The sequence below is a fragment of the Desulfofundulus thermosubterraneus DSM 16057 genome, from assembly GCF_900142025.1.
GTDB classification, from domain to species: Bacteria; Bacillota; Desulfotomaculia; order Desulfotomaculales; family Desulfovirgulaceae; genus Desulfofundulus; species Desulfofundulus thermosubterraneus.
Genome location: NZ_FQZM01000031.1, coordinates 21127 through 44142, shown reverse-complemented (window position 1 = coordinate 44142; position 23016 = coordinate 21127). Strand labels below are relative to the sequence as shown.

General features: G+C 58.2%; 21 protein-coding genes and 1 riboswitch. Of the genes, 17 read left to right on the top strand and 4 right to left on the bottom strand.

Going from position 1 to position 23016, the window contains the following annotated elements; genetic code table 11:
* Positions 1–26 precede the first annotated feature (26 nt).
* A complete protein-coding gene (gene tnpA, locus BUA65_RS18600) occupies positions 27–941 on the bottom strand; it encodes an IS200/IS605 family transposase (RefSeq protein WP_242656321.1) in 915 nt (304 codons plus the stop codon).
* A gap of 554 nt (positions 942–1495) precedes the next feature.
* On the opposite strand from tnpA, the gene murJ reads away from it, so the two are divergent.
* Both murJ and BUA65_RS12030 read left to right on the top strand, forming a co-directional pair.
* Positions 1496–3127, top strand: a complete 1632-nt coding sequence (gene murJ / locus BUA65_RS12035) for a murein biosynthesis integral membrane protein MurJ (protein WP_341349622.1) — start codon at positions 1496–1498, stop codon at positions 3125–3127.
* 200 nt (positions 3128–3327) lie between these two features.
* Complete coding sequence (locus tag BUA65_RS12030) at positions 3328–4650, top strand: YecA family protein (RefSeq protein ID WP_072869971.1); 1323 nt, start codon at positions 3328–3330, stop codon at positions 4648–4650.
* 122 nt (positions 4651–4772) lie between these two features.
* On the opposite strand, the gene BUA65_RS12025 is transcribed toward BUA65_RS12030, so the two are convergent.
* The 3 genes from BUA65_RS12025 to BUA65_RS18300 are packed head-to-tail and all read right to left on the bottom strand — an operon-like array spanning position 4773 to position 6657.
* The gene (locus BUA65_RS12025; protein WP_341349621.1) at positions 4773–6140 is read right to left on the bottom strand and encodes a DUF1015 domain-containing protein; all 1368 of its coding nucleotides are present in this window, start codon (positions 6138–6140) and stop codon (positions 4773–4775) included.
* Positions 6124–6471 carry a nucleotide pyrophosphohydrolase gene (locus BUA65_RS12020; protein ID WP_072869968.1) on the bottom strand — a complete coding sequence of 116 codons (348 nt, stop codon included), beginning with the start codon at positions 6469–6471 and terminating at the stop codon, positions 6124–6126. The genes BUA65_RS12025 and BUA65_RS12020 overlap by 17 nt, the downstream gene beginning before the upstream one ends.
* Positions 6472–6489: 18 nt before the next feature.
* Entirely contained in the window at positions 6490–6657 is a 168-nt protein-coding gene (locus tag BUA65_RS18300; protein WP_165613247.1) for a hypothetical protein, read from the bottom strand.
* 52 nt (positions 6658–6709) lie between these two features.
* Between BUA65_RS18300 and BUA65_RS12015 the strand changes: the two genes are divergently transcribed.
* The 15 genes from BUA65_RS12015 (at position 6710) to hisC (ending at position 23005) form a co-directional block, all read left to right on the top strand.
* Positions 6710–7411 (top strand): hypothetical protein, encoded by a 702-nt coding sequence (locus BUA65_RS12015; protein WP_084062347.1) that lies wholly within the window; start codon positions 6710–6712, stop codon positions 7409–7411.
* A gap of 108 nt (positions 7412–7519) precedes the next feature.
* Complete coding sequence (gene hpt, locus BUA65_RS12010) at positions 7520–8077, top strand: hypoxanthine phosphoribosyltransferase (RefSeq protein WP_072869966.1); 558 nt, start codon at positions 7520–7522, stop codon at positions 8075–8077.
* A gap of 100 nt (positions 8078–8177) precedes the next feature.
* Positions 8178–9722 carry a glutamine-hydrolyzing GMP synthase gene (gene guaA / locus BUA65_RS12005; protein WP_072869965.1) on the top strand — a complete coding sequence of 515 codons (1545 nt, stop codon included), beginning with the start codon at positions 8178–8180 and terminating at the stop codon, positions 9720–9722.
* Between the two features lie 86 nt (positions 9723–9808).
* Positions 9809–9922: riboswitch (guanidine-I (ykkC/yxkD leader) on the top strand.
* 136 nt (positions 9923–10058) lie between these two features.
* Positions 10059–11435 (top strand): NCS2 family permease, encoded by a 1377-nt coding sequence (locus BUA65_RS12000; protein ID WP_072869964.1) that lies wholly within the window; start codon positions 10059–10061, stop codon positions 11433–11435.
* Positions 11436–11457: 22 nt separating this feature from the next.
* On the top strand, positions 11458–11991 hold the full coding sequence (gene purE, locus BUA65_RS11995) for a 5-(carboxyamino)imidazole ribonucleotide mutase (protein ID WP_072869963.1): 534 nt from the start codon (positions 11458–11460) through the stop codon (positions 11989–11991).
* On the top strand, positions 11988–13280 hold the full coding sequence (gene purB / locus BUA65_RS11990; protein WP_072869962.1) for an adenylosuccinate lyase: 1293 nt from the start codon (positions 11988–11990) through the stop codon (positions 13278–13280). The genes purE and purB overlap by 4 nt, the downstream gene beginning before the upstream one ends.
* A 25-nt stretch (positions 13281–13305) precedes the next feature.
* On the top strand, positions 13306–14010 hold the full coding sequence (gene purC, locus BUA65_RS11985; protein WP_072869961.1) for a phosphoribosylaminoimidazolesuccinocarboxamide synthase: 705 nt from the start codon (positions 13306–13308) through the stop codon (positions 14008–14010).
* A gap of 21 nt (positions 14011–14031) precedes the next feature.
* Complete coding sequence (purF, locus tag BUA65_RS11980; RefSeq protein ID WP_072869959.1) at positions 14032–15453, top strand: amidophosphoribosyltransferase; 1422 nt, start codon at positions 14032–14034, stop codon at positions 15451–15453.
* Positions 15454–15466: 13 nt separating this feature from the next.
* Positions 15467–16513: a phosphoribosylformylglycinamidine cyclo-ligase gene (purM, locus tag BUA65_RS11975; protein WP_072869958.1), complete on the top strand. Its 1047-nt coding sequence runs from the start codon at positions 15467–15469 to the stop codon at positions 16511–16513.
* Between the two features lie 17 nt (positions 16514–16530).
* Positions 16531–17145: a phosphoribosylglycinamide formyltransferase gene (purN, locus tag BUA65_RS11970; RefSeq protein ID WP_072869956.1), complete on the top strand. Its 615-nt coding sequence runs from the start codon at positions 16531–16533 to the stop codon at positions 17143–17145.
* Positions 17146–17157: 12 nt separating this feature from the next.
* Entirely contained in the window at positions 17158–18690 is a 1533-nt protein-coding gene (gene purH / locus BUA65_RS11965) for a bifunctional phosphoribosylaminoimidazolecarboxamide formyltransferase/IMP cyclohydrolase (RefSeq protein ID WP_072869955.1), read from the top strand.
* Between the two features lie 21 nt (positions 18691–18711).
* Positions 18712–19989: a phosphoribosylamine--glycine ligase gene (gene purD / locus BUA65_RS11960; protein ID WP_072869953.1), complete on the top strand. Its 1278-nt coding sequence runs from the start codon at positions 18712–18714 to the stop codon at positions 19987–19989.
* A gap of 202 nt (positions 19990–20191) precedes the next feature.
* Complete coding sequence (locus BUA65_RS11955; protein ID WP_072869951.1) at positions 20192–20503, top strand: YerC/YecD family TrpR-related protein; 312 nt, start codon at positions 20192–20194, stop codon at positions 20501–20503.
* A 124-nt stretch (positions 20504–20627) separates the two neighbouring features.
* Positions 20628–21935: a histidinol dehydrogenase gene (gene hisD / locus BUA65_RS11950; protein WP_072869949.1), complete on the top strand. Its 1308-nt coding sequence runs from the start codon at positions 20628–20630 to the stop codon at positions 21933–21935.
* A complete protein-coding gene (hisC, locus tag BUA65_RS11945) occupies positions 21932–23005 on the top strand; it encodes a histidinol-phosphate transaminase (protein ID WP_072869947.1) in 1074 nt (357 codons plus the stop codon). The genes hisD and hisC overlap by 4 nt, the downstream gene beginning before the upstream one ends.
* Positions 23006–23016: the final 11 nt, after the last annotated feature.

The following is a 23016-nucleotide window of genomic DNA, read 5'->3' as shown; positions in this document are numbered from 1 at the left end:
GGCGTCTACTACTCATCGTAGATACGTCAGGCTGCTTTTTGCGGCGCCAGCACTTGCGGCCGCAGGTATTCCACTTTCCCGGGCAGCCTGCGGCCCCTGGTGAAACTCCCGTCCAAAGCTTTGTCAAGGATGCCGCTGGCTCCCAGCACGTCCCGGTGAATCCCGGTGAACCCGCAGGAAGCATTGCCGCACCGGTATACGCGCCCGGTCTGTCTGGTGTACTCCCCGCATACCGGGCAGGTGCCGGAGGTGCCACGCTCATCCACCGGAATCAGCTCTATGCCGTGACGCTTGAGCTTGTATGCCAGCAAATCGCGCAGCTTGCCGAAGGCCCACTGGCCCATGCGCTGGTTGTGGTGTCTGCCGCAGTCCCTTTCGCGCACACCTTCCGGGTTGCCGATGTAAACCGTTTTAACGCTCCTTTTCAGGCACCAGCGAACGGCCCGGGCGGAAATGGTGTGCAGAATATGTTCTATCCGCCGTTCGATCCAGTTGAGGAAACGGTACTTTTTAGCCAGGAGTTTCCTGCGCTTCCTGGAACCTTCCTTCGTTTTGGAGATGGCCCGTTGCAACTGCCGCAGCACCTTGTTTCTCAAGCGGTTGAGCGAACGGAGCAGCCTGCCGCTGATCACCAAAGCATCATCGCCGTCGGTGATGGTCAGGGCATGCACTTCGCCCGGGTCGATGGCCGCTTCGATGTATTTGCGGATAGTTTCAGCGCTTACATTAACGGCGGTGCCGATATAGTAGCTTCTACTCCAAAACCCGCTCTTAAGGCCGGAGAAAGCAGAGAATATTTTGTTGGCGGTGATGCTTTCGAGTTTCCGGACAATATCGGTAGGAGCCACCGTGGGCGGAGCCGATAGGAAAATGTGCAGGTGATCCGGCATGGTTTCCATCTGGATGAGTGTGTATCCGTAAGCGTTGCAGATTTCTTGGATTGTCAGTTTTACAACGTCTTCTACCCTGCCGGTAATTACCTTATGCCGGTATTTTGGGAAAACACGATATGGTAATTGATGTTATAACGCAGTGGTTCGTTTTTCCATTCATAGCATGATTATAGCACTAGAACGGGTGTTTGTGAATACATTTGTCGCCCTAACGGGCGATGCCCCGCTCGATCCACCCCACAAGAGGGTGGGTTTTCAAGGGCGAGTCTCTATAAAAATTATAACATTTCCAGCCAGGGGAGGCAATTTAGCCCTGCCTGGGCTTTGGAATCGCGGCCCGCCGCTGCCGGAATCGGCCATCGAGGGGCAATCTCCATTTCCAGGCGCCGGTTAAAACGGGGAAATTTCGGCCTTATTCAAACGGGATCTTACTACCTTCATAAGAGAAAATGCGAAAACTGTTATTTGATAATAACCTTGACTGATTAAAGTGTAAATCACTTTGCGGAGGCGGAACAAGTGAAAAGTGGGACCACTTGTCCGTTCCGTGCCGGGCGTGTTATTATTTGGATATGACTAGATGTTGCCGGAAATCGAGGTGAATTTACAAACTGACCAACCAGGGACGGATCGCCCGGGCCACGGCGCTGGTCATGGGCGCCACCATTTTAAGCAAAATCATGGGGTTTGGCCGGGAGGCGGTCTTAGCGGCGGCCTTCGGGGCCAGCGCTGCCACCGATGCCTACCTGGTGGCCATGATCATTCCGGCACTGTTATTTGGCCTGGTGGGTACTACCATTACCACCGTGGGTATTCCCTTTTTCAGCGAGTACATCCACCGGCCGGATAAAAGGTCCGAGCTGCCGGTATTGATCTGGACCAGTTTTCACGCCGTCACCGGCGCCCTTTTAGTCATTGCCCTGCTGGGGCTGCCGGCGGCTCCCTGGCTGGTGCGCATCCTGGCCCCGGGATTCACCCCGGAGCAGGCGGCGCTTACCACCCAGCTGGTGCGGGTGCTGCTGCCCATGGTGGTGATCATGGGCATGGTGGGCTGGGCTCAGGGGGTGCTCAATGCCCACCAGCACTTCGCCGCCCCGGCTTTTATGGGCATTCCCTATAACATCATCATGATCGGGGGCATTTTGCTGGCCGGGGCTTACGGGGGCATTGCCGGGGTGGCCTGGGCCACGGTGCCGGCCACGGTTAGCCAGTTTCTCATCCAGGTGCCGGCCTTTTACCGGCGGCGCATCAGCTACCGCCCGGTCTTTAACTGGCGCCACCCGGCCTTAAAGAAAATGCTCTGGCTGGCCGGGCCGGTGTTGATTGGCGTGGGGGCCAACCAGTTAAACGTGATTGTAGACCGCATGCTGGCCTCAAGCCTGGCCGAAGGCAGCATTTCCGCCCTTAATTACGCCCAGCGGATTTTAAACCTGCCCCAGGGCCTTTTTGCCATTCCCCTGATTACCGTGCTTTACCCCACCCTGACGGAACGGACGGCCCTGGAGGATTCCACCGGCTTTTTGGCGGGTTTAAGCAGGGGTTTACGGGTGCTGGCTTTTGTTTTGATTCCCCTGACAGTGGGATTGATGGTTCTCCGGAAGGACCTGGTGCAGTTTATCTTTCAGCGGGGCGCCTTTGACGCCCGGGATGCCGGCATGACTGCCGTAGCACTCCTCTTTTACACTCCGGGCCTGCTTTTCCTGATGTGGCGGGAGTTCCTCAACCGGGCCTTTTATGCCCTGCAGGATACCTGGACTCCCATGGTTACGGGCCTGGTGGCCGTGGCCGTAAACGTCGTTTTAAACCTGATCCTGGTCCGGTACACCGGCCTGGCGGGGCTGGCCCTGGCTACCTCCACGGCCGCGGGGGTTGGCTGCATGCTCTTGTTCTGGCTGCTGCGCCGCCGGCTGGGGCATATTGGCGGGACGGCCCTGCTACGGGAAACGGGGCGCATTCTCGCGGCCTCCCTGTTAATGGGGTTTTTAGTATGGTGGCTTGATGTACGGGGGCTGGCGTTAATGGGCTGGCCCTTCCTGGAGGGCCTGGCGGGGAATTCCCCGGGCGGCGGGAGCCTGGCCGGTTTTGTGCTGCAGGGGCTGCGCCTGGGAGTGCTGATCACCGCCGGCGGGTGCTTTTATTTCTTAAGCTGCTGGCTATTGCGGGTGGGAGAGATGAGCTATGCCCTGAACCTGGCCCGGAACATCCTCCACCGCCTCCGCCCGGCGGCCCGGTAAAGAATGCACTAAAACACAAGCGTTTTTGTAGGTAGCTTGCACAGCAAGGGAAGGAAGAACCATGAAACGGTACAATCTACCAGTTGAATCAAAGAAACAGATTCTCGACAAGATCAAAGCTCTACTATACAAGCACCGGGAAATTAGCTTTGCTTACGGTTGAAGCTCAAAGGAAACATATTACTGAAAGGAGCAATTACATGGCCAGGTTTTCTTTTTACAAGCCCGATCGCAACGAGCCTTGCCTTTGCGGCAGCAACCGCAAGTACAAAAAATGCTGCCTGAGAAGCGTTCAAGAGGAAACGGAGGCCATCCGCAAAACGGCCGGAGAAGCGGCAAAGCGCTTCCCTCACCTTGTCGAAGCGCTGGGGCTGGCGGCCGGCATCCGGAGCAGGGAAGTCGACTCGCCCGGCGGGGAAACAATTGGGCGCACGCTGGCCGCTTTTTTAAATAAAATTGCCGAACAGGATGAAGAAGCCTTTCAAACCTACCTGGATACATTGGAAGGACAATTTACCGAACTTTTGCGCCGCCACGGGCACCTTCGCCACCTGCGCTTTCCCGTATCCGAACTGCAAAAGCTGGCTTCCGCTGGAAAAGAAGCCTCTGAAGACGAAGACTTTTACCAGGATGTGACCCGTGAACTCTTTACGCGGGAATTTGGCGAACATATTATTGCCACCCTGCAGGACATCCTGGGTGCGGGCGAGCACACGGAGCAGGACATTGAACTGATTATCGCCATGCTTTGTCTTCTCCTGGAGGCCGGCGACGCGGAAACTGTAGGCATGGCCGTGCTGCGGGCCACGCTGCAGGACATGAATGAATACAGGGAAAAGTTAGCGGAAATCGAGGCCGGTCCGGAAGAGGAAAAAGCACGCGCGGTAGCGGAGCTCATGGAAAGATTCCCCTTTATTGAAAAGGATATATCCAAAAACCTCTACGAAAAGGCCAGACCAGTGCTGCTCAAGCTGGCGGAAGGAGAGATCCCGCTTACCTTACCCTTGCATACCATACTGGAAAGCCTAATATCATTAAATAGGTTCATTAAGGAAATAAAAGTCCCACCGGCACACCTGAAATATGCCCCCGAGAATTATGGTACCCATATTGATTTACTTAAAGTGGTAAATGAGGACGTACTGTCGAAAGATTATCCCTTTTTCATGGAAGAATTAGCCAGAATCCTTGCCTCAAAGATAGAGGAAGATAATTTAGAACCTTCCCTCCGGGAAGGCGTGGAAAACCTTCTCGGTGTCATTATTTGCCCGGGTCTAACTGTAAATGAACTGATCTACAGGGTGCTGTACCTGCGTGTGTTTACCCGTTTTATAACCGAAGGAACTTTCCGTTTTCAGGATCTTGAAGGAAAAGAAAAGGTGATCAACCTTTTAGAGCTGACACCGGAGGACCTGAACGCCTACGCCATGTATCTCGAACGGGAAGGAAATGGGGAGGCAGCGGCCCGTGTCCGGGAGGCTGCTGCGGCCCTGGCAGCGGCGGAACCGGGTGCCCTGGCGTGACATCCCATCCTGATTTAACCTGATTTTATCCCATGGGCGCTCCCTGACAACAACGGGCGGCGGACGTTCCTCCGGTCCACGGGGGACGGCCGCCGCCCAATCAGTTTAACAATGAGTTAACATCAAAAAAGCGGATTGATAACCAGACCCGTTATCAGCTTGGGGTAAAAGAAAGTGGATTTCTGGGGCATTTTCTCGCCGTTGGCGGCCACCGCCGTGACCTCCTCCACCAGGGTGGGGTTCAGGAAGAAGGCCAGCTGGTATTCGCCTTCGTCCACGGCTTTCAGTGCTCCCGCCTCTTCCCGGGTGTAGGTGAGGTGGCTCTCCCTGGCCCGCTCCGCACCGCCGATGCCCAGAAGGCGGTCCAGGATCAGGTGGTGCAGCACCGAAACATCCAGCCCCTGCCAGGCGGCGGAATGGCCGGCGGGCATCAGGCGGGGCAACGCCCCTTCATCCCGCAGGGTCAAGAGATACAGGCGCCCACTGCCGCAGTACAGGCCGAAGGAGTGACGGTGGGAAAGGGGGCCCGCGCCGGGCCGGGCATCTCCCGTGAAGCCCCCCCGGGTAGCCAGTTCTTTGATGAAATCGTAAAAGTTGCCGTAGCCGGGGGCAAGAGGGAAGACCTCTATCTCAAAATGCTCCTGTATCTTACCCAAGAGTTCCTCCACATCCAGGCCCTCAACGTTGCGCACCAGGCGGTGGGTCGGCAACACCACCAGACCGGGATCGTACAGGTTGACCAGGGTCATCATTACGTAATCATAAGGCCCCGGTCCAGCGGGGTTGCCCTCCTCCTGCCGCCTTTCCCGGCTGTAAGCCAGGGCCGTTTCGTAGCGGTGGTGGCCGTCGGCAATGAAAATGCGACTGCCGGCCATGGCCTGCCGCACCTGCTCGATAACGGCGGGGTCCGTGATCACCCACAGGCGGTGGGCATGGCCGTTTTCATCGGTAAAGTCCAGGTCCGGCGACCGGCCGGCTCGTGGCCGCAAAAGGTTGTCCACGGTCATTTCCTCATCGGCATAAAGACCGAAAATGGGGCTGAAATTGGCCCGGCAGGCCCGCATCAACGCCAGGCGATCTTCCTTGTGCTTGGGCAGGGTCTCCTCGTGGGGCAGAACCACGCCCTTCTCGTAGGGTTCCAACTTAACCGCGCAGATCATTCCGCTGCGTACCAGACGTTTTCCACCGGCGCTAAATTCCTGCTCGTAAAGATATAATGCCGGTGATTCTTCCGGCACCAGCACACCTTTTTCCCGCCAGGCGGTAAAATCGGCTGCCGCCCGGGTGTAACGGTTATTGCTTTCATCATCCCCGGGATAGACCTTGCCGTACTCCAGGCGGATGATATTGTAGGGGTGGCGCCGGTAGTAGTCGTCCTGGGCTTTTGCATCAATGACATCGTAAGGCGGGGTCACCAGGTCGGCCAGGGGCCCCACACCGGAAGCGTAGCGCAGTCCTCTGAAGGGTTTGATTTCAGCCAATCTCTTCACACTCCTTGCTATCGCTCTTTTTCTTCGTCCAGCGGTCGCTGTCCCGCTGCCGGTATTTTTGCATCATGCGGCAGAAGGCCTCTTCCAGGTCAATGCCCAGGGAGTTGGCATAACAGACGATTATAAAAAGCACGTCGGCCAGTTCCAGGGCCAGATCTCCCGGTGGTTCCCCGGGTTTTTTCGGTTTCTGACCGTAGAGATGGTTGACCTCCCGGGCCAGCTCACCCACCTCTTCGGTCAGGCGGGCCAGCATGGCCAGCGGGTGCCAGTAACCCTCTTCAAATTGGCTGATCCAGCGGTCCACTTCCTGCTGCATTTCCCTGATTTCCACGCCAAACCTCTCCCGTTGTTAAAATGCTTCCCAAGCGCCTGCGAGGATCACCGGAGAACGCGTGCAAAAGGCAGGCAGGCAATTGAGGGCCTTACCTTTGCCATTATACCCTGCTAAATACAAGGTGAAAAGATCTATTTCCGGATTCCCCTTGGAGATGGCCACATCTTTCCACTTAATGGTCATATTTTCCCCCGCCGGAACATATTGTTTTCACAGCAGGAAGGAGGGAAGAGCCATGGAACCAATGCGCGGGCCGCACTGGTTGATTTTGCGCAAGAAATACCTGCTGGCCATTCTGGGTCTGCTCCTTTTCCTCCTGGCCCTTTGGGGATTATCAGGGGGACTGGTTCCCGAACCGGAGATAGCTCCCGAACAGCTGCTGGCGGAAGCCCTGGAAAAAACGGCCACCAGCAAAAGCTTTCGTTACCGGGTGGAAGCCAGGCTGGGCCAGGACGGCGTACTCAGCCGGGTGGAAGGGGAACGGCAGGCTCCCGACCGCATACACATTAAGGGCACCATGTACAACAACCCCGTGGAGTTCATCCAGGTGGGGGATACCACCTATATGCGGGATCTGTGGACCAAAAAGTGGCTTACTATGGAAGGAAACCGGCTGGCCCAGTCGGAACTCTTTGTGGCCGAATTTAACCCCCTGGGGTTTTTAAAATTTAAGGATGCTCTTGGTGTCCGTTACCTGGGCAAAGAAAAGCTAAAGGAAGGGCAGATGCTGGTGCTGGAATGCCAGCCCCTTTTGGACAATTCCTACCTGGAGTTGAAGTACACAGACTACGACTGCAAGTTGTGGATTGATCCGCAGAACCACCGCATTTGCCAGGCCGTTCTGGAGGCCAAAGGACCGGGAAATATAACGGGCCTTTCGGTGGGTCTGAAGCTGTGGGATTTTAATCGGGAAATGAACATCAACCCGCCGGTATGACTTTCGACAAATAATTGACGTTACCCGTTTTTTCTTTTATTATAAATTAAGGACTTTAAAGAACGCGGCGTTGCTGCTGCATTTTTTGTTTTCAGGAGTGGTGTTTCTTTGCACGAGGATATGGAAAGAGTTTTAATTACTGAAGAGGAGATTGCCCGGCGGGTGCGCGAACTGGGGGCGGAGATTTCTCAGGACTATGCCGGGAAGGAACTGCTGGTGGTCGGCATATTAAAAGGCGCGGTCATCTTTATGGCCGACCTAGTACGCTGCCTGAACATCCCGGTACGCCTGGACTTTATGGCCGTCTCCAGTTACGGTGCCTCCAGCGAGTCCTCAGGGGTAGTGCGCATTTTAAAGGACCTGGAGCAAAACATCGAGGGCCTGGACGTTTTAATCGTCGAGGATATTGTCGATACCGGCCTGACGTTGAACTACCTGCGGGAAAACCTGCTCACCCGGGGTCCGGCCAGTTTAAAAATTTGCACCCTCCTGGACAAGCCCAGCCGGCGCAAAGTAAACGTGCAGGTGGACTACAACGGTTTCGTCATCCCCGATGAATTCGTGGTCGGCTACGGCCTGGATTATGACGGCCGCTACCGCCACCTGCGGGATATTCTGATCCTGAAACGGGAAGTCTATAGCGGCAAGGAGCAGAGGGAAAATTGAACTTGTAAATGTTTCAGATGAGTAAGCGGGACAACGCCGTGCCTTAAGCGGGTTGACTGGACATTTTTTAAGGCAGAAAAACCGGGAGGTTATCCGCACCATGTCCGTTCAAGACCAACAGGAGATGGTCATTGTCCTGGACTTCGGGGGCCAGTACAGCCATCTCATCGCCCGCCGTATCCGGGAGTTAAAAGTTTTCTGTGAAATGCTGCCCTACACCACGCCCCTTGATGAAATCAAAAGACATCATCCCCGGGGCATCGTTTTTTCCGGCGGGCCGGCCAGCGTCTACCAGCCCGGAGCACCCACCGTGGACCCGGCCATTTATGATCTGGGCATCCCCATCCTGGGCATTTGCTACGGCATGCAGCTAATGACCAGGCAACTGGGAGGAGTGGTTACCCGGGCGGAACACCACGAGTACGGCAAAACGGCCCTGGAAATACTTGACACCCACGACCTCTTCTGTGGCTTTGAGCCTATTGAACAATGCTGGATGAGCCACGGCGACCGGGTTGAGGCCCCGCCTCCGGGGTTTACGGTCATCGCCCGCACGAAACTGGCTCCCGTGGCCGCCATGGCCAACCGGGAGCGCAGGCTTTACGCCGTGCAGTTCCACCCGGAAGTTATACATACTCCGAAGGGCCAGGACATCCTGCGCCATTTCCTTTACGATGTTTGCGGCTGCCAGGGCCGCTGGACCATGGGTTCCTTTATTGAAGAATCCATCAAGGAAATCCGCGCCCGGGTGGGGAATAGGCGCGCCCTCTGTGCCATAAGCGGCGGCGTGGATTCCTCGGTGGCCGCCGTACTGGTCCACCGGGCTATCGGTGACCAGTTGACCTGCATTTTTGTGGACCACGGCCTGTTGCGCCAGGGCGAGGCCGGGCAAGTGGTCAGGATCATCCGCGAGCAGTTTCACATCCCGCTGATCCACGTGGACGCCAGCCGGCGCTTCCTGAACCGCCTGGCGGGAGTAACCGACCCGGAACAAAAGCGCAAAATCATCGGAGAGGAATTCATCCGGGTCTTTGAAGAGGAAGCCGCCAGACTGGGACAGGTGGACTTCCTGGTGCAGGGAACCCTTTACCCCGACGTGGTGGAAAGCGGTACGGCCACGGCGGCAGTAATCAAGTCCCACCACAACGTGGGGGGCCTGCCCGAGGACATGCAACTGGAACTGATTGAACCCTTGCGCTGGCTTTTTAAGGACGAGGTGCGGGAACTGGGCAAAGAGCTGGGCCTGCCGGAAGAAGTGCTCTGGCGCCAGCCCTTCCCTGGACCGGGACTGGCTGTGCGCATCCTGGGGGAAGTAACCCCGGAAAAACTGGAAATCGTGCGCCATGCCGATGCCATTGTCACGGAGGAAATCCGCCGGGCCGGCCTGCACCGGCAAATCTGGCAGTATTTTGCCGTGCTGCCCAACCTGCGCAGCGTGGGAGTGATGGGCGACGGGCGCACCTATGCCTATACCGTGGCCGTACGGGCGGTGCACAGCCACGACGGCATGACGGCGGACTGGGTACGCCTGCCCTACGAAGTGCTGGAACGCATATCCAGCCGCATTGTCAACGAAGTGGCGGGCGTGAATCGGGTGGTTTACGACATCACCTCCAAACCACCGGCCACCATCGAATGGGAGTGAAATGGTTATTGACAAGCCTACTCCCGCCTTGCTAAGATACACTTGTAAGGATGGCTATTTTTCCCGATTTCAAGATAAAATTTTCGAGAAAGTGTACCTAGGGTTCCACACCCGGTTTTCAGGGTGGCTCGGTCCGAGCGGTACAGGCCCGGAATAGCAGTTTTCTGGGTTACACCGGCAGGGAGAAAAGCCCAGGCGGTAGGTTTCTCACATGTAATGGAAACCTGCCCGCCTGGGCTAATTGTTTAACCTTTATGACAAGGATGCGGCGCTGTCGTCGCGAAGCACTGGAGTGAGCGAGGACAGCACCGCATCCAACAAGGAGGAGGGTAAAAATTGCTGGAAAAACTTTTTCAACTGCGCCAGTACCACACCAATGCGCGCACAGAGGTTATTGCCGGACTGACCACCTTTATGACCATGGCCTACATCCTGTTCCTCAATCCCAACATCCTGGCCGCTACCGGTATGGACAAAAACGCCGTCTTTTTTGCCACTGCCGTTAGCGCGGGCCTGGTTACCATCGCTATGGGTCTCCTGGTGAACTATCCCATCGCCCTGGCGCCGGGCATGGGTCTCAACGCCTACTTTGCCACCGTGGCCGCCCAGCACGTGGGTATGCCCTGGCAGGTAGCCCTGGGTGCGGTATTCATCTCCGGTATCTTATTTATTCTCCTTACCGTCACCCGGATCCGCCAACTGCTGGTGGTGGCCGTGCCCAACTCCATCAAGCGGGCCATTATTGTCGGCATTGGGCTGTTCATCACCATGTTGGGCCTGAAAATGGCCGAATTCATGGTCATCAAAGCCGGTCCGGTAATCCCGCCCACCATGGAGGCGCTCTCCCAACCCGGCGGCATTGCCACCTTGCGTTTCTTTGAATGGAACATTTTCCTGGGCAGCTTTGCCAACCCGACCACCCTGCTAGCCCTGACCGGCCTGGTCATTTCAGCCCTGTTGATGGCCAAAAGGATCAAGGGAGCCCTGCTGCTGGGCATTATCCTCACCACCCTCATTGGCATCCCCCTGGGCGTCACCCAAATTCCTGCCAACTTCCAGCCCTTTGCCCTGCCTGATTTTTCCCGGCTGGCGGTGGGCAAGCTAGATCTGGCCGGGGCGTTGAACATGGGCATCTGGACGGTAGTCTTCACCTTTACCTTTGTGGAACTCTTTGATACGTTCGGCACTCTGGTGGGTACTGCCGGCAAGGCGGGGCTTCTTGACGAAAACGGCCAGTCTCCTCGCCTGGGCCGGGCCATGCTGGTAGATGCCTGCGGGGTGGCTTTCGGCGCCTTAATGGGCACCAGTACCGTTACCGCCTACATTGAAAGTGCCGCCGGTATTTCTGAAGGTGGCCGTACCGGCCTTACAGCCGTAACCACGGGGGTTTTGTTCCTCCTGGCCTTGATTCTGGCACCCATTGCCGGCTTGATTCCGGGAGCAGCCACCGCCCCGGCGCTGATCATCGTCGGCCTGCTCATGGCCCAGGCCATCAAGGGCATTGACTTCGAGGACTTCACCGAAGGGATGCCGGCCTTCCTGACCATAGTTTTGATGCCTTTCACCGGCAGCATCGCCAACGGCATTGCCGCCGGGATCATCTTTTACACCCTGCTCAAATTAATCAGCGGCCGGACCCGGGAAGTGCACTGGCTGATGTGGATCCTGACCGTCCTGGTACTTGCCCGCTACCTGTTCCTGGCGGAACACTAAACGCAAAAAACGGGGTGAAATCATGACCAAACCGCTGGTTGGCATTGTTATGGGCAGCGACTCGGATCTGCCCGTAATGAAAGAGGCCGTAGATATGCTGGAGAAATTCGGCCTGTCCTACGAAGTGAGCATTTCCTCCGCCCACCGGGCGCCGGAGCTCACCGCCGAATACGCCCGGTCGGCGGTGGAACGGGGGTTGGCGGTGATCATCGCCGCCGCCGGCGTGGCCGCCCACCTGCCGGGGGTCATCGCCGCCCAGACACCCCTACCCGTGATTGGCGTACCCATCAAAAGCGGTCCCTTAAGCGGAGTGGACGCCCTGTACTCCATGGTGCAGATGCCCCCGGGCATTCCCGTGGCCACCGTGGCCATTAACGGTGCCCGTAATGCGGCCATCCTGGCGGCCCAGATCATCGGCGCTACCAACCCGGAGGTGCGGGAGAAGGTCCTGCGCTACAAGGAAGAACTGGCCCGGGCGGTGGAAGAAAAGGCCCGGCGGCTGCAGGAACTGGGTGTGGCGGGTTATCTTGAGCAAATGGGAGGAGCTAAAGGATGATCGAACGTTACACCCTGCCGGAAATGAAAGCCATCTGGTCCCAGGAAAACAAGTTCCGCAAATGGCTCGAGGTGGAGATTTACGCCTGCGAGGCCATGGCCGAAATGGGGCTGATACCCGAAGAGGCCTTCAGGCAGATCCGGGAGCGGGCCGATTTCAACGTGCAGCGGATTGAAGAAATTGAGGCCGTAGTCAACCACGACGTCATTGCCTTTCTTACATGTGTGGGGGAATATGTGGGCGACGCGGCCAAATACATCCACATGGGCCTCACCTCCTCCGATGTGCTGGATACGGCCCTGGCCGTGCTGATGAAGGAGGCCGGTCAGCAGATTTTGAGACGCCTGGAGGAACTGCGGGAGGTGCTTTTGGAGCGGGCCAGGGAGCACCGCTACACCTTGATGATTGGCCGCACCCACGGGGTGCATGCGGAACCCATCACCTTCGGCTTGAAAATGCTCCTCTGGGTGGCCGAGACGGAACGGAATATAAACCGTATGAAGCGGGCCATCGATGTGATCAGCGTGGGTAAAATTTCCGGGGCGGTGGGTACCTACGCCAACATCGATCCCCGGGTGGAAGCCCATGTCTGCCGCCGCCTGGACCTGCACCCGGCCCGGATTTCCACCCAGGTGCTCCAGCGGGACCGCCACGCCGAATTTATGGCCACCCTGGCCGTCATCGGCAGCTCCCTGGACAAGTTTGCTACGGAGATCCGCAACCTGCAGCGCACGGATATTCTCGAAGTAGAGGAATACTTCGCTCAGGGGCAGAAGGGCTCCTCGGCCATGCCCCACAAGCGCAACCCCATCACCGCTGAGCGCATCAGCGGTCTGGCCCGGATCCTGCGGGGCAACGCCCTGGCCGCCCTGGAAAACGTGGCCCTGTGGCACGAGCGGGATATCTCCCATTCCTCGGTGGAACGGGTGATCATTCCCGACAGCACCATTATCCTCGATTACATGCTCTACAAGATGACGGCCATCATGAAAAATCTCCTGGTTTACCCGGAAAACATGCGTAAAAACCTGGAACGTACCCACGGCTTGCTGTTCTCCCAGCGGGTGCTCCTGGCCCTGGTGGAAAAGGGTCTGTCCCGGGAACGGGCCTACGAACTGGTACAGCGCAATGCCATGCGCTCCTGGCGGGAGGGTACCAGCTTTGAGACGCTATTAAAGGAAGATGCGGACATTACCTCCGTTCTCTCCCCTCAAGAAATTAAATCCCTCTTTAACTACGACTATCACCTGCGCCATGTTGACGACATATACCAGCGTTTCGGTCTCTAAATTTTGCCAGAAGGGAAGGATTAACTTGCAAAAGGGAGAAATGCTTTACGAAGGTAAGGCCAAGAAGATTTACCGCACCGGCGAACCCGGTGTGTACCTGGTAGAATACAAGGACGACGCCACCGCCTTTAACGGGTTAAAAAAAGGCACCATTTCCGGCAAAGGTGAATTAAACAACAAGATCTCGGCCCACTTCTTCCGCCTTCTGGAACACAGAGGCATTGCCACCCACTTTTTGGAACAGGTGGGCGACCGGGAGATGCTGGTCCGGGCGCTGGAAATAATCCCGGTGGAAGTGGTGGTGCGCAACATTGCCGCCGGCAGCCTGGCCAAACGTTTGGGCCTGGCCGAGGGCACGGCCCTCCCCCGCCCGGTGGTGGAATATTACTATAAAAGCGATGAACTGGGAGATCCCCTGATTAACGACGACCACATCGCCGTTCTTGAGCTGGCCAGTGCGGAGGAGATGAACGTCATAAGAAAGATGGCCCTCGTGGTCAACGAGATCCTGCGGGAATACCTGAGCGAACGCAATCTGGAACTGGTAGATTTCAAGCTGGAATTCGGCCGCAGTGACGGGGAGATCCTCCTGGGAGATGAGATTTCTCCCGACACCTGCCGTTTCTGGGATGCCCAAACAAAGGAAAAACTGGATAAGGACCGCTTCCGCCGGGATTTGGGCGGCGTGGAGGAGGCCTACCAGGAGGTCTGGCGCCGGCTGGTTGGTTAATCAAAATGAGGGGGGAGAACGGTGGGAGCCGCCAACGACTGGTTGACGGATAAGCCAAAGGAAGAGTGCGGGGTTTTTGGGGTCTACGCCCCCGGGAAAGATGTGGCCCGGCTCACCTATTACGGTTTGTACGCCCTGCAGCACCGGGGACAGGAAAGCGCCGGCATTGCCGTGGGTGATGGCAGGCATGTGCAGCTGCATAAGGCCATGGGGCTGGTGCCGGAGGTTTTTCAGCAGAGGGACCTGGATGAACTGAAGGGCCACGTAGCCATCGGCCACGTGCGTTATTCCACGACGGGAGCCAGTTCCCCCATTAATGCCCAACCCCTGGTCTTCCGTTATACCGGCGGCATGCTGGGTCTGGCCCATAACGGCAACCTGACCAACGTCAACGAATTAAGGGCCAGGTTGGCCTCCACGGGTTCTGTCTTCCAGTCCTCCACCGACAGCGAGGTAATTGTCAACCTGATCGCCCGCTACGGACAGGCGAGCCTGGTCGATGCCATCATGAAGTGCATGATCGACCTGAAGGGCGCCTATTCCCTGGTCATCCTCACCGAAAAAAAACTGCTGGCGGTGCGGGATCCCCATGCCTTTCGCCCCCTTTGCCTGGGCACTCTCCCGGGCGGGGGCTATGTGGTAGCCTCGGAATCCTGCGCCCTGGACACCGTGGGTGCCCACTGGGTCCGGGATGTGGCTCCGGGGGAAATAATCATCATCAACGAAAACGGGTTGACCAGCCTGCAGGGAATGCTCCCCCGCCGGCGGGCCCACTGCATCTTTGAATACATCTACTTTGCCCGGGCCGACAGCCTGATGGACGGCTTCAACGTCAACCGGGTGCGCCGGGAAATGGGACGCCAGCTGGCCCGGGAATACGCGGTGGAAGCCGACCTGGTCATTCCCGTCCCCGACTCGGGCACGGCTGCCGCCCGCGGTTACGCCGAAGCCTCGGGGGTCCCATTTGAAGAAGGGTTAATGAAAAACCGCTATATCGGACGAACCTTCATCCAGCCCAGCCAGGACCTGCGAGACCTGGGAGTACGGCTGAAGCTCAACCCCATCCGGGAGGTGCTGGCCGGTAAGCGGGTGATTATGGTGGACGACTCCCTGGTCAGGGGTACCACCAGCAGCAAACTGATCGCCATGTTGCGGGACTGCGGGGTAAAAGAGGTGCACCTGTGCCTCTCTTCCCCGCCGGTGGTGCACTCCTGCTTTTACGGCATTGATACCTCCAACGAGGAGGAGCTGATTGCTGCCCGGATGCCCCTGGAAGAAATTCGCCGCATGATCGACGCCGACGGCTTGTATTATTTGAGCATCGAAGGCCTGCTTTCCGTCTTCGGCGAACGCCGCAATGATTTCTGCACCGCCTGTTTTACGGGAGACTACCCGGTAACCATACCACAACCAGAAAAAGCGGGAAAATTCAGTCTGGAGTAGGGGGAAGGGAACTGTGACCCTGGAAAAAAAGAAAGGGCTCACCTATGCCGATGCGGGAGTGGATATCGCCGCGGGCAACCGGGCGGTGGAACTGATCAGAGACAGCGTGCGCAGCACCTTCCGCCCGGAAGTGCTTACGGAAATCGGGGGATTCGGGGGGCTCTTCGCCCTGGATGCTGCCCGCTACCGCCAGCCTGTGCTAGTATCCGGCACCGACGGTGTGGGCACCAAGTTGAAAATAGCCATGCTCATGGACCGCCATGACACCATCGGCATAGATGCCGTGGCCATGTGCGTGAACGACATCCTGGTTCAGGGAGCGGAACCTCTCTTTTTCCTGGATTATCTGGCCGTAGGCAAACTGGTGCCGGAAAAGGTAGCGGCCATTGTGTCCGGGGTGGCCGAGGGTTGCCGGCAGGCCGGCTGCGCCCTGATTGGCGGAGAAACGGCAGAAATGCCCGGCTTTTACGGCCCCGGAGAATATGACCTGGCGGGGTTTGCAGTGGGCGTGGTGGAAAGGGAGCGGATCATCGACGGCTCGTCCATTCGCCCCGGCGACCGGCTGGTCGGCCTCCCTTCCTCCGGCCTGCACAGCAACGGTTATTCCCTGGCCCGGCGGGTGCTGCTGGAGGTAGCCGGATACGGGGTAGACACCTACCAGGAAGACCTGGGACGCACCGTGGGCGAGGAAATGCTGGAACCCACCCGCATTTACGTTCGCACGGTACTGCCGCTGCTGGAACAATTCGACATCCGGGGCATGGCCCATATTACCGGCGGTGGTCTTACCGAAAACATACCCCGCATTTTGCCCCGGGGTACGACCGCGGTTGTGGAACACCGGTCCTGGCCCGTACCCCCGGTCTTCTCCCTCATCCAGTCCATCGGCCAGGTGGCGGAGGAGGAAATGTTGCGCACCTTTAATATGGGCCTGGGTCTGGTAATGGTGGTTCCGGCAGAACAAACCGATGCCCTCTTAACACACCTGTCCCAACTGGGCGAAAAAGCCTACCTTGTGGGCGAAATAGCCGGAGGCGAGCGGGAAGTAAAATACGTTTGAGTCGGGGGGGAGGATATATGAAAAAATTGCGTTTGGGCGTCCTGGCCTCGGGACGGGGCTCCAACCTGCAGGCCATCCTGGATGCCATCGACGAGGGGCGCCTTGCGGCTGAGGTAGTGGTGGTGATCAGTGACAACGGGGAGGCAAAAGCTCTGGAACGGGCCCGCCTCCGCGGTATACCGGCCATTCATATTAACCCGGCCCAATTTCCCGACAAACATACGTATGAGGAAGCCATTGTGGAAACCCTAAAACAACACCAGGTTGAACTTGTGTGCCTGGCCGGATACATGCGCCTGGTAGGCAGAGTTATGCTGGAATCTTTCCCCAACCGCATCATGAACATCCACCCGGCCCTTTTGCCGGCCTTTCCCGGGCTGCACGCCCAGCAGCGCGCTCTGGAATACGGTGTCCGCTACAGTGGCTGCACGGTGCACTTTGTGGATGAGGGAATGGACACCGGCCCCATCATTTTACAGGCCGTGGTTCCGGTTTTGCCCGACGACACCCCCGAAACCCTGGCCGACCGCATTTTAGAACAGGAGCACCGCATTTATCCCGAAGCCATTGCCCTCTTTGCCGCCGGCCGGCTGGAATTGCGGGGCAAACGGGTATCTATTAAGGAAGCATAAAGGAGGTTTTATATGCGCGCCCTGATCAGCGTTTCGGATAAAACGGGACTGGTGGACTTCGCCCGGGGCCTGGTGGAACTGGGGGTAGAGATCGTCTCCACCGGGGGGACCGCCCGTACCCTGAAAGAAGCTGGCCTACCCGTTACATACATCTCAGAGGTCACCGGCTTCCCCGAAATTTTAGACGGCCGGGTGAAAACGCTGCACCCCGCCGTCCACGGGGGTATTCTGGCCCTGCGCACCCCGGATCACTTGAAGCAGCTGCAAGCGCACCACATCACCCCCATCGATATAGTGGCCGTTAACCTGTACCCGTTCCGGGAAACCATTGCCCGTCCCGGCGTAACCCTGGAAGAAGCCATTGAAAACATTGATATCGGCGGCCCGGCCATGGTGCGGGCGGCGGCGAAAAACCACCGTCATGTGCTGGTAGTGGTGAACCCGGCCCGCTACCCCCAGGTGCTCAAAGCCCTCGCGGAAGGAAAAGTCAGCGATGATTTGCGCCTGGAACTGGCCCGGGAGGCCTTTGCCCATACCGCCGCCTATGACACCGCCATTGCCGCCTACCTGCAGAAACAGATCCAGGGGGATGAACCTTTCCCGCCGGCCTGGCACATTTCCGTTGAGCTGGCCCAGCCCCTGCGTTACGGGGAGAACCCCCACCAGCGGGCCGCCTTTTACCGGGACCCCACCGTTACCGGCCCCTGTATGGGCAATGCCGTGCAGCTGGCCGGCAAAGAGCTTTCCTTTAATAATATCCTTGACTTAAATGCCGCCCTGGAACTGGTGCGAGAATTCATCGATCCTTCGGTGGTAATTATCAAGCACAACAACCCCTGCGGAGCAGCCAGTGCCGGCGACCTGGCCACAGCCTACCGCCTGGCCTACGAAGGCGACCCCGTATCGGCCTTTGGCGGCATAGTGGCCTGCAACCGCACCGTGGATAAGGAAACGGCAGAGCAAATGGCCGCCATATTCCTGGAAGCCGTAATTGCTCCCGACTTTACCCCCGAGGCCCTGGAAATACTGACCCAAAAGGCCAACCTGCGCCTTTTAAAAACCGGTCCCCTGACCGGCCCGTCCACCGACCGGCTGGACATCCGTAAAGTTAACGGCGGGTTGCTCATTCAGGAGGCCGACCTGGAACTAACCTGCCCCGATGAGGTGAGGGTGGTCACCGAAAAGCAACCCTCTGAAGAACAGCTGGCCGAGATGGCCTTTGCCATGGCCGTGGTCAAGCACGTGAAGTCCAACGCCATTGTGGTCACCAGGAACCGCCAGCTGATCGGTGTGGGGGCGGGGCAGATGAACCGGGTGGGAGCGGCCCGGATTGCCCTGGAGCAGGCCGGCGAAAAGGCCAGGGGCGCGGTGCTGGCTTCCGACGCCTTTTTCCCCTTCCGGGACACGGTGGACGAAGCGGCTAAAGCCGGTATTGCGGCCATTATTCAACCCGGAGGCTCTTTACGGGATGAAGAATCCATCGCTGCCTGCAATGAGTACGGTATTGCCATGGTCTTCACCGGCATGCGCCATTTCAAACACTAGTGTAATGGGAGGACTGATCACATGAAAGTGCTGGTGGTGGGCGGCGGCGGCCGGGAACACGCCCTGGTGTGGAAACTAAAGCAAAGCCCCCGGGTGAAGGAAATCTTTTGCGCCCCGGGCAACGCCGGCATTGCTTCCCTGGCCCGCTGTGTGCCCATCGGGGCGGAGGACATCTCCGGCCTGGTGGCCTTCGCCCGGCAGGAAAAAATTGACCTGACCGTGGTGGGACCGGAAGGCCCCCTAACCATGGGCATTGTGGATTCCTTCAACGAAGCGGGGCTGGCCATTTTCGGGCCTAATGCCCGCGCCGCCGCCATTGAGGGCAGCAAGGTACTGGCCAAGGAGCTCATGGCCAAATACGGCATTCCCACGGCACGGTTTGCCACCTTTAGCGATGCCGGGGAAGCAGTTGCTTATATACGGCAATTAAACGCTCCCTGCGTGGTGAAGGCCGACGGCCTGGCCGCCGGCAAAGGAGTGGTTGTCTGCCGGACGGTGGAAGAGGCCCTGGAGGCAGTGGGAGACATCATGGTGAAGGGCGTGTTTGGTGCCGCCGGCAGCCGGGTGGTGGTGGAGGAATACCTCACCGGCCAGGAAGTGAGCATTCTGGCTTTTACTGATGGAAAGACGGTTATTCCCATGCTACCCGCCCAGGACCACAAACAGGTTTATGACGGCGACCAGGGCCCCAACACCGGCGGGATGGGGGCCTATGCGCCCGCTCCCGTCTGCACACCGGAGGTTTACCAGACCGCCCTGGAGAAGATCCTTATCCCCACCGTGCGGGCCATGGCTGCCGAAGGGCGGCCTTACCGGGGAGTTCTCTACGCCGGATTAATGGTCACCGATGAAGGCGCCAAGGTCCTGGAATTCAACGCCCGCTTCGGCGATCCGGAGGCCCAGCCGGTGCTCATGCTCCTGGAAACCGACCTGGTGGAGATCATCGAAGCGGTATTGTCCGGTCGTCTGGCGGAAAAGGAAATCCGCTGGCGGCCGGGAGCAGCTGTGTGTGTGGTGCTGGCCTCGGCCGGCTACCCCGGCCCTTACCGCAAGGGTTACCCCATTTCCGGCCTGGACCGGGTACCTCCTGATGTGATGGTCTTTCATGCCGGCACGGCCCTGGAAGACGGCCGGGTGGTTACCGCCGGCGGCCGGGTCCTGGGCGTAACCGCTGCGGCCGGAACCATTGCCGCGGCCATAGAAAAGGCCTATGCCGCCGTGGAACAAATCCACTTTGAAGGCATGCACTACCGCCGGGACATCGGCCGCAAGGCTTTGAGTGCAAGCAAAATTAGGTAACACACCCATGACACTTTAAGCGCCACCAGCAGAGGATGAAAATGGCCGCCGTTTTGCACGCTATTTTCAGGGCATCCAAGAGGTGAGGTGCCCCTTTACTTTTGTAAAGAAGAAAAGGATTTTTTCCCCGCGTGTCGAAGTCCATTGGAAAGAACCCTGTTCCCTTTGGGAATAATTAGGATAAGACCAGGGGGAGTGGCCAATGGCATACACGGGCAAACTGAAGGATCCCTTATTGGACGAATTATTTGAAGCGGTGCTCACACTGCGGGATATAGACGAATGCTACCAGTTCTTCGAAGACATCTGTACCGTGGCCGAACTCAAAGCCATGGCCCAGCGCCTGGCCGTAGCCAAAATGCTGCAGGAAAACCGCACCTACACGGAAATTGCCGCCCAAACGGGGGCCAGTACGGCTACCATCAGCCGGGTTAAGCGTTGCCTTAATTACGGTGCCGACGGTTATAAACTGGTCCTGGCCCGGCTGGCCGGGAAAGCAAAATCCGCCCAGTAAAGGTACGGTGTTGACATTACTCCCACCGTAGTTTATTATGATATCATTATAGCAATTTAACTAGTTAAAGAAGTAGCCGGTCCGGTGATCCTTCCGGGCCATGATATATAAGGAGGGCACCCGTTTGATTAGAATTATTTGTGCGGGCGACCTGGCCCTGGAGCAACTCCTGGCCCGCCACCCGGCCGGCCGGGAGGAGGCTGCCGCCAGGGTAAGGGAGATCCTTGCCGGCGTGCGGGACGGAGGGGACCAGGCCCTCTGCCGGTATACGGCCCGCTTCGATGGAATTAACCTGACCCCGGAAGAACTGAAGGTAAAGCCGGAAGAAATCTCCGAAGCAAAGAAGCAGGTTAAAGAAGACTTTTTAGCCGCCCTGGCGCTAGCGGCCGAGAACATCACCGCCTATCACCGGCACCAGTTGACCAACTCCTGGATTGAACCCGGCGCCCGGGGCCTTTTGGTGGGACAGCTGGTGCGTCCCCTGGCCCGGGTTGGTGTTTACGTGCCGGGAGGCACGGCAGCCTATCCCTCCTCGGTGTTGATGAACGCCCTTCCCGCCCGGGTGGCCGGGGTAAAGGAAATCGCTATGGTCACCCCTCCCGACCGCGAGGGAAAAATTAATCCCCACACGCTGGTAGCTGCCGACCTGGCGGGAGTAACGGAAATTTACAAGGTGGGCGGGGCACAGGCCATTGCCGCCCTGGCCTATGGAACGCAAACCATCCGGCCGGTAGACAAAATCGTCGGGCCGGGCAATCTTTACGTTACCCTGGCCAAGCAGCAGGTCTTCGGCCTGGTGGATATCGACATGCTGGCGGGACCCAGCGAAGTGCTGGTAATCGCCGATGATTCGGCCGATCCCCGGCATGTGGCTGCCGACATGCTTTCCCAGGCCGAACACGATCCCCTGGCCCGGGCCCTGCTTCTCACTCCGGACAGCCGGCTGGCACAGGCCGTCAAGGAGGAACTGGAGCGCCAGCTGAACGATTTGCCGCGGCGGGAAATTGCCGCCGGTTCTCTAGCCAGCTACGGAGCCATTATCCTGACCCGGGACATTGCCCAGGCCGTGGACCTGGCCAACCGCTTCGCCCCGGAACATCTGGAACTGGTGGTGCGTGATCCTTTCTCCTGGCTGGGGCGCATTACTGCGGCGGGAGCCGTTTTCCTGGGGCCCCATGCCCCGGAACCCCTCGGGGATTACCTGGCCGGCCCGAGCCATGTTCTGCCCACCGGGGGCACCGCTCGTTTTTATTCCCCCCTGGGCGTGGATACCTTTTTAAAAAGAATCAGCGTTATCTCCTGCTCCCGGGAAGCGTTCCTGGAAATGGCTCCCCACATTATCCGGCTGGCCCGGGTGGAAGGCCTGGACGCCCATGCCAGGGCCGTAGAGATAAGGCTGGACAAGTCATGCCGGGAGAGTGAAAAATCATGAATGCTGCCTTTGATCCCGCAGCGCTGGTGCGTCCGGACCTGGACGGGCTGGTACCCTACCAGGTCCATATCCATCACAACGTAATTAAATTGGACGCCAACGAAAATCCTTACGATTTTCCACCGTCAATCCGGGAGGAAATTTGGCGGGAACTGGGGAATCATACCTTCACCCGCTATCCCGACCCCGTGGCCGGTGATCTGGTCGACCGGCTTTCTGATTACACCGGCGTGCCGGCCGGCGGCATCCTGGCAGGCAACGGCTCCGACGAGCTGATCCTTACCCTGCTATTAACCTTTGGCACCGGAGGGCGGGTGGTCATCACCCCTCCCACCTTTTCCATGTACGAGGTACATGCCCGCATAGCGGGGGCCCGGCCGGTAAACGTACCCCGCAGGCAAAACTTTATCCTGGACACACCGGGCGTGATCGCGGCGGCCCGGCATCCCGAAACTCGGGTGATCTTCCTGTGTTCACCCAACAACCCCACGGGGAACGCCACCCCGCCGGAGGAAGTGGCCGAAATACTAAAGAACAGCCGCGCCCTGGTAGTGGTGGACGAGGCCTACCAGGAATTTGGCGGGGAAAGCTGTGTACCCCTGTTGGAGGAATACTCCAACCTGGTGGTCCTGCGCACCTTTTCCAAAGCTTTCGGGTTAGCCGGCCTGCGGGTGGGCTATTTGCTGGCCGATCCGGCAGTGGTTCAACAACTGCTGCGTATCAAACAGCCCTTTAATTTGAATGCCTTTTCCCAGCTCGCCGCCCGCACGGTAATGGCCCGCCGGGAAGAATTCGGCCAGTTGATCAACCAGATCCTGCAGGACCGGGAGGAACTATACCGGGAACTGGCCGCCCTGCCGGGGGTCGAGGTTTTCCCTACCGTGGCCAATTTTATTCTTTTCCGTACCCCGTTGCCGGCAGAGCAGGTATACCGGGAATTGCTGGCGAACGGTATTTTAATCCGCAACATGCACAGCCCCGGGCTGGAACAGTGCCTGCGGGTAACGGTGGGGAAAAAGGATGAAAACCGGCTTTTCCTGGAAAAGCTAAAAATGATTTTGGGGCTGTAGGGGGTGGGGAA

Excerpts from the sequence above, each read along its gene's own strand:
- BUA65_RS12030 (WP_072869971.1), top strand. The coding sequence starts at position 3,328 with ATGGCCAGGTTTTCTTTTTACAAGCCCGATCGCAACGAGCCTTGCCTT.
- BUA65_RS18300 (WP_165613247.1), bottom strand. The coding sequence starts at position 6,657 with ATGACCATTAAGTGGAAAGATGTGGCCATCTCCAAGGGGAATCCGGAA.
- BUA65_RS12015 (WP_084062347.1), top strand. The coding sequence starts at position 6,710 with ATGGAACCAATGCGCGGGCCGCACTGGTTGATTTTGCGCAAGAAATAC.
- guaA (WP_072869965.1), top strand. The coding sequence starts at position 8,178 with ATGTCCGTTCAAGACCAACAGGAGATGGTCATTGTCCTGGACTTCGGG.
- purE (WP_072869963.1), top strand. The coding sequence starts at position 11,458 with ATGACCAAACCGCTGGTTGGCATTGTTATGGGCAGCGACTCGGATCTG.
- purB (WP_072869962.1), top strand. The coding sequence starts at position 11,988 with ATGATCGAACGTTACACCCTGCCGGAAATGAAAGCCATCTGGTCCCAG.
- purN (WP_072869956.1), top strand. The coding sequence starts at position 16,531 with ATGAAAAAATTGCGTTTGGGCGTCCTGGCCTCGGGACGGGGCTCCAAC.
- purH (WP_072869955.1), top strand. The coding sequence starts at position 17,158 with ATGCGCGCCCTGATCAGCGTTTCGGATAAAACGGGACTGGTGGACTTC.
- purD (WP_072869953.1), top strand. The coding sequence starts at position 18,712 with ATGAAAGTGCTGGTGGTGGGCGGCGGCGGCCGGGAACACGCCCTGGTG.
- BUA65_RS11955 (WP_072869951.1), top strand. The coding sequence starts at position 20,192 with ATGGCATACACGGGCAAACTGAAGGATCCCTTATTGGACGAATTATTT.
- hisC (WP_072869947.1), top strand. The coding sequence starts at position 21,932 with ATGAATGCTGCCTTTGATCCCGCAGCGCTGGTGCGTCCGGACCTGGAC.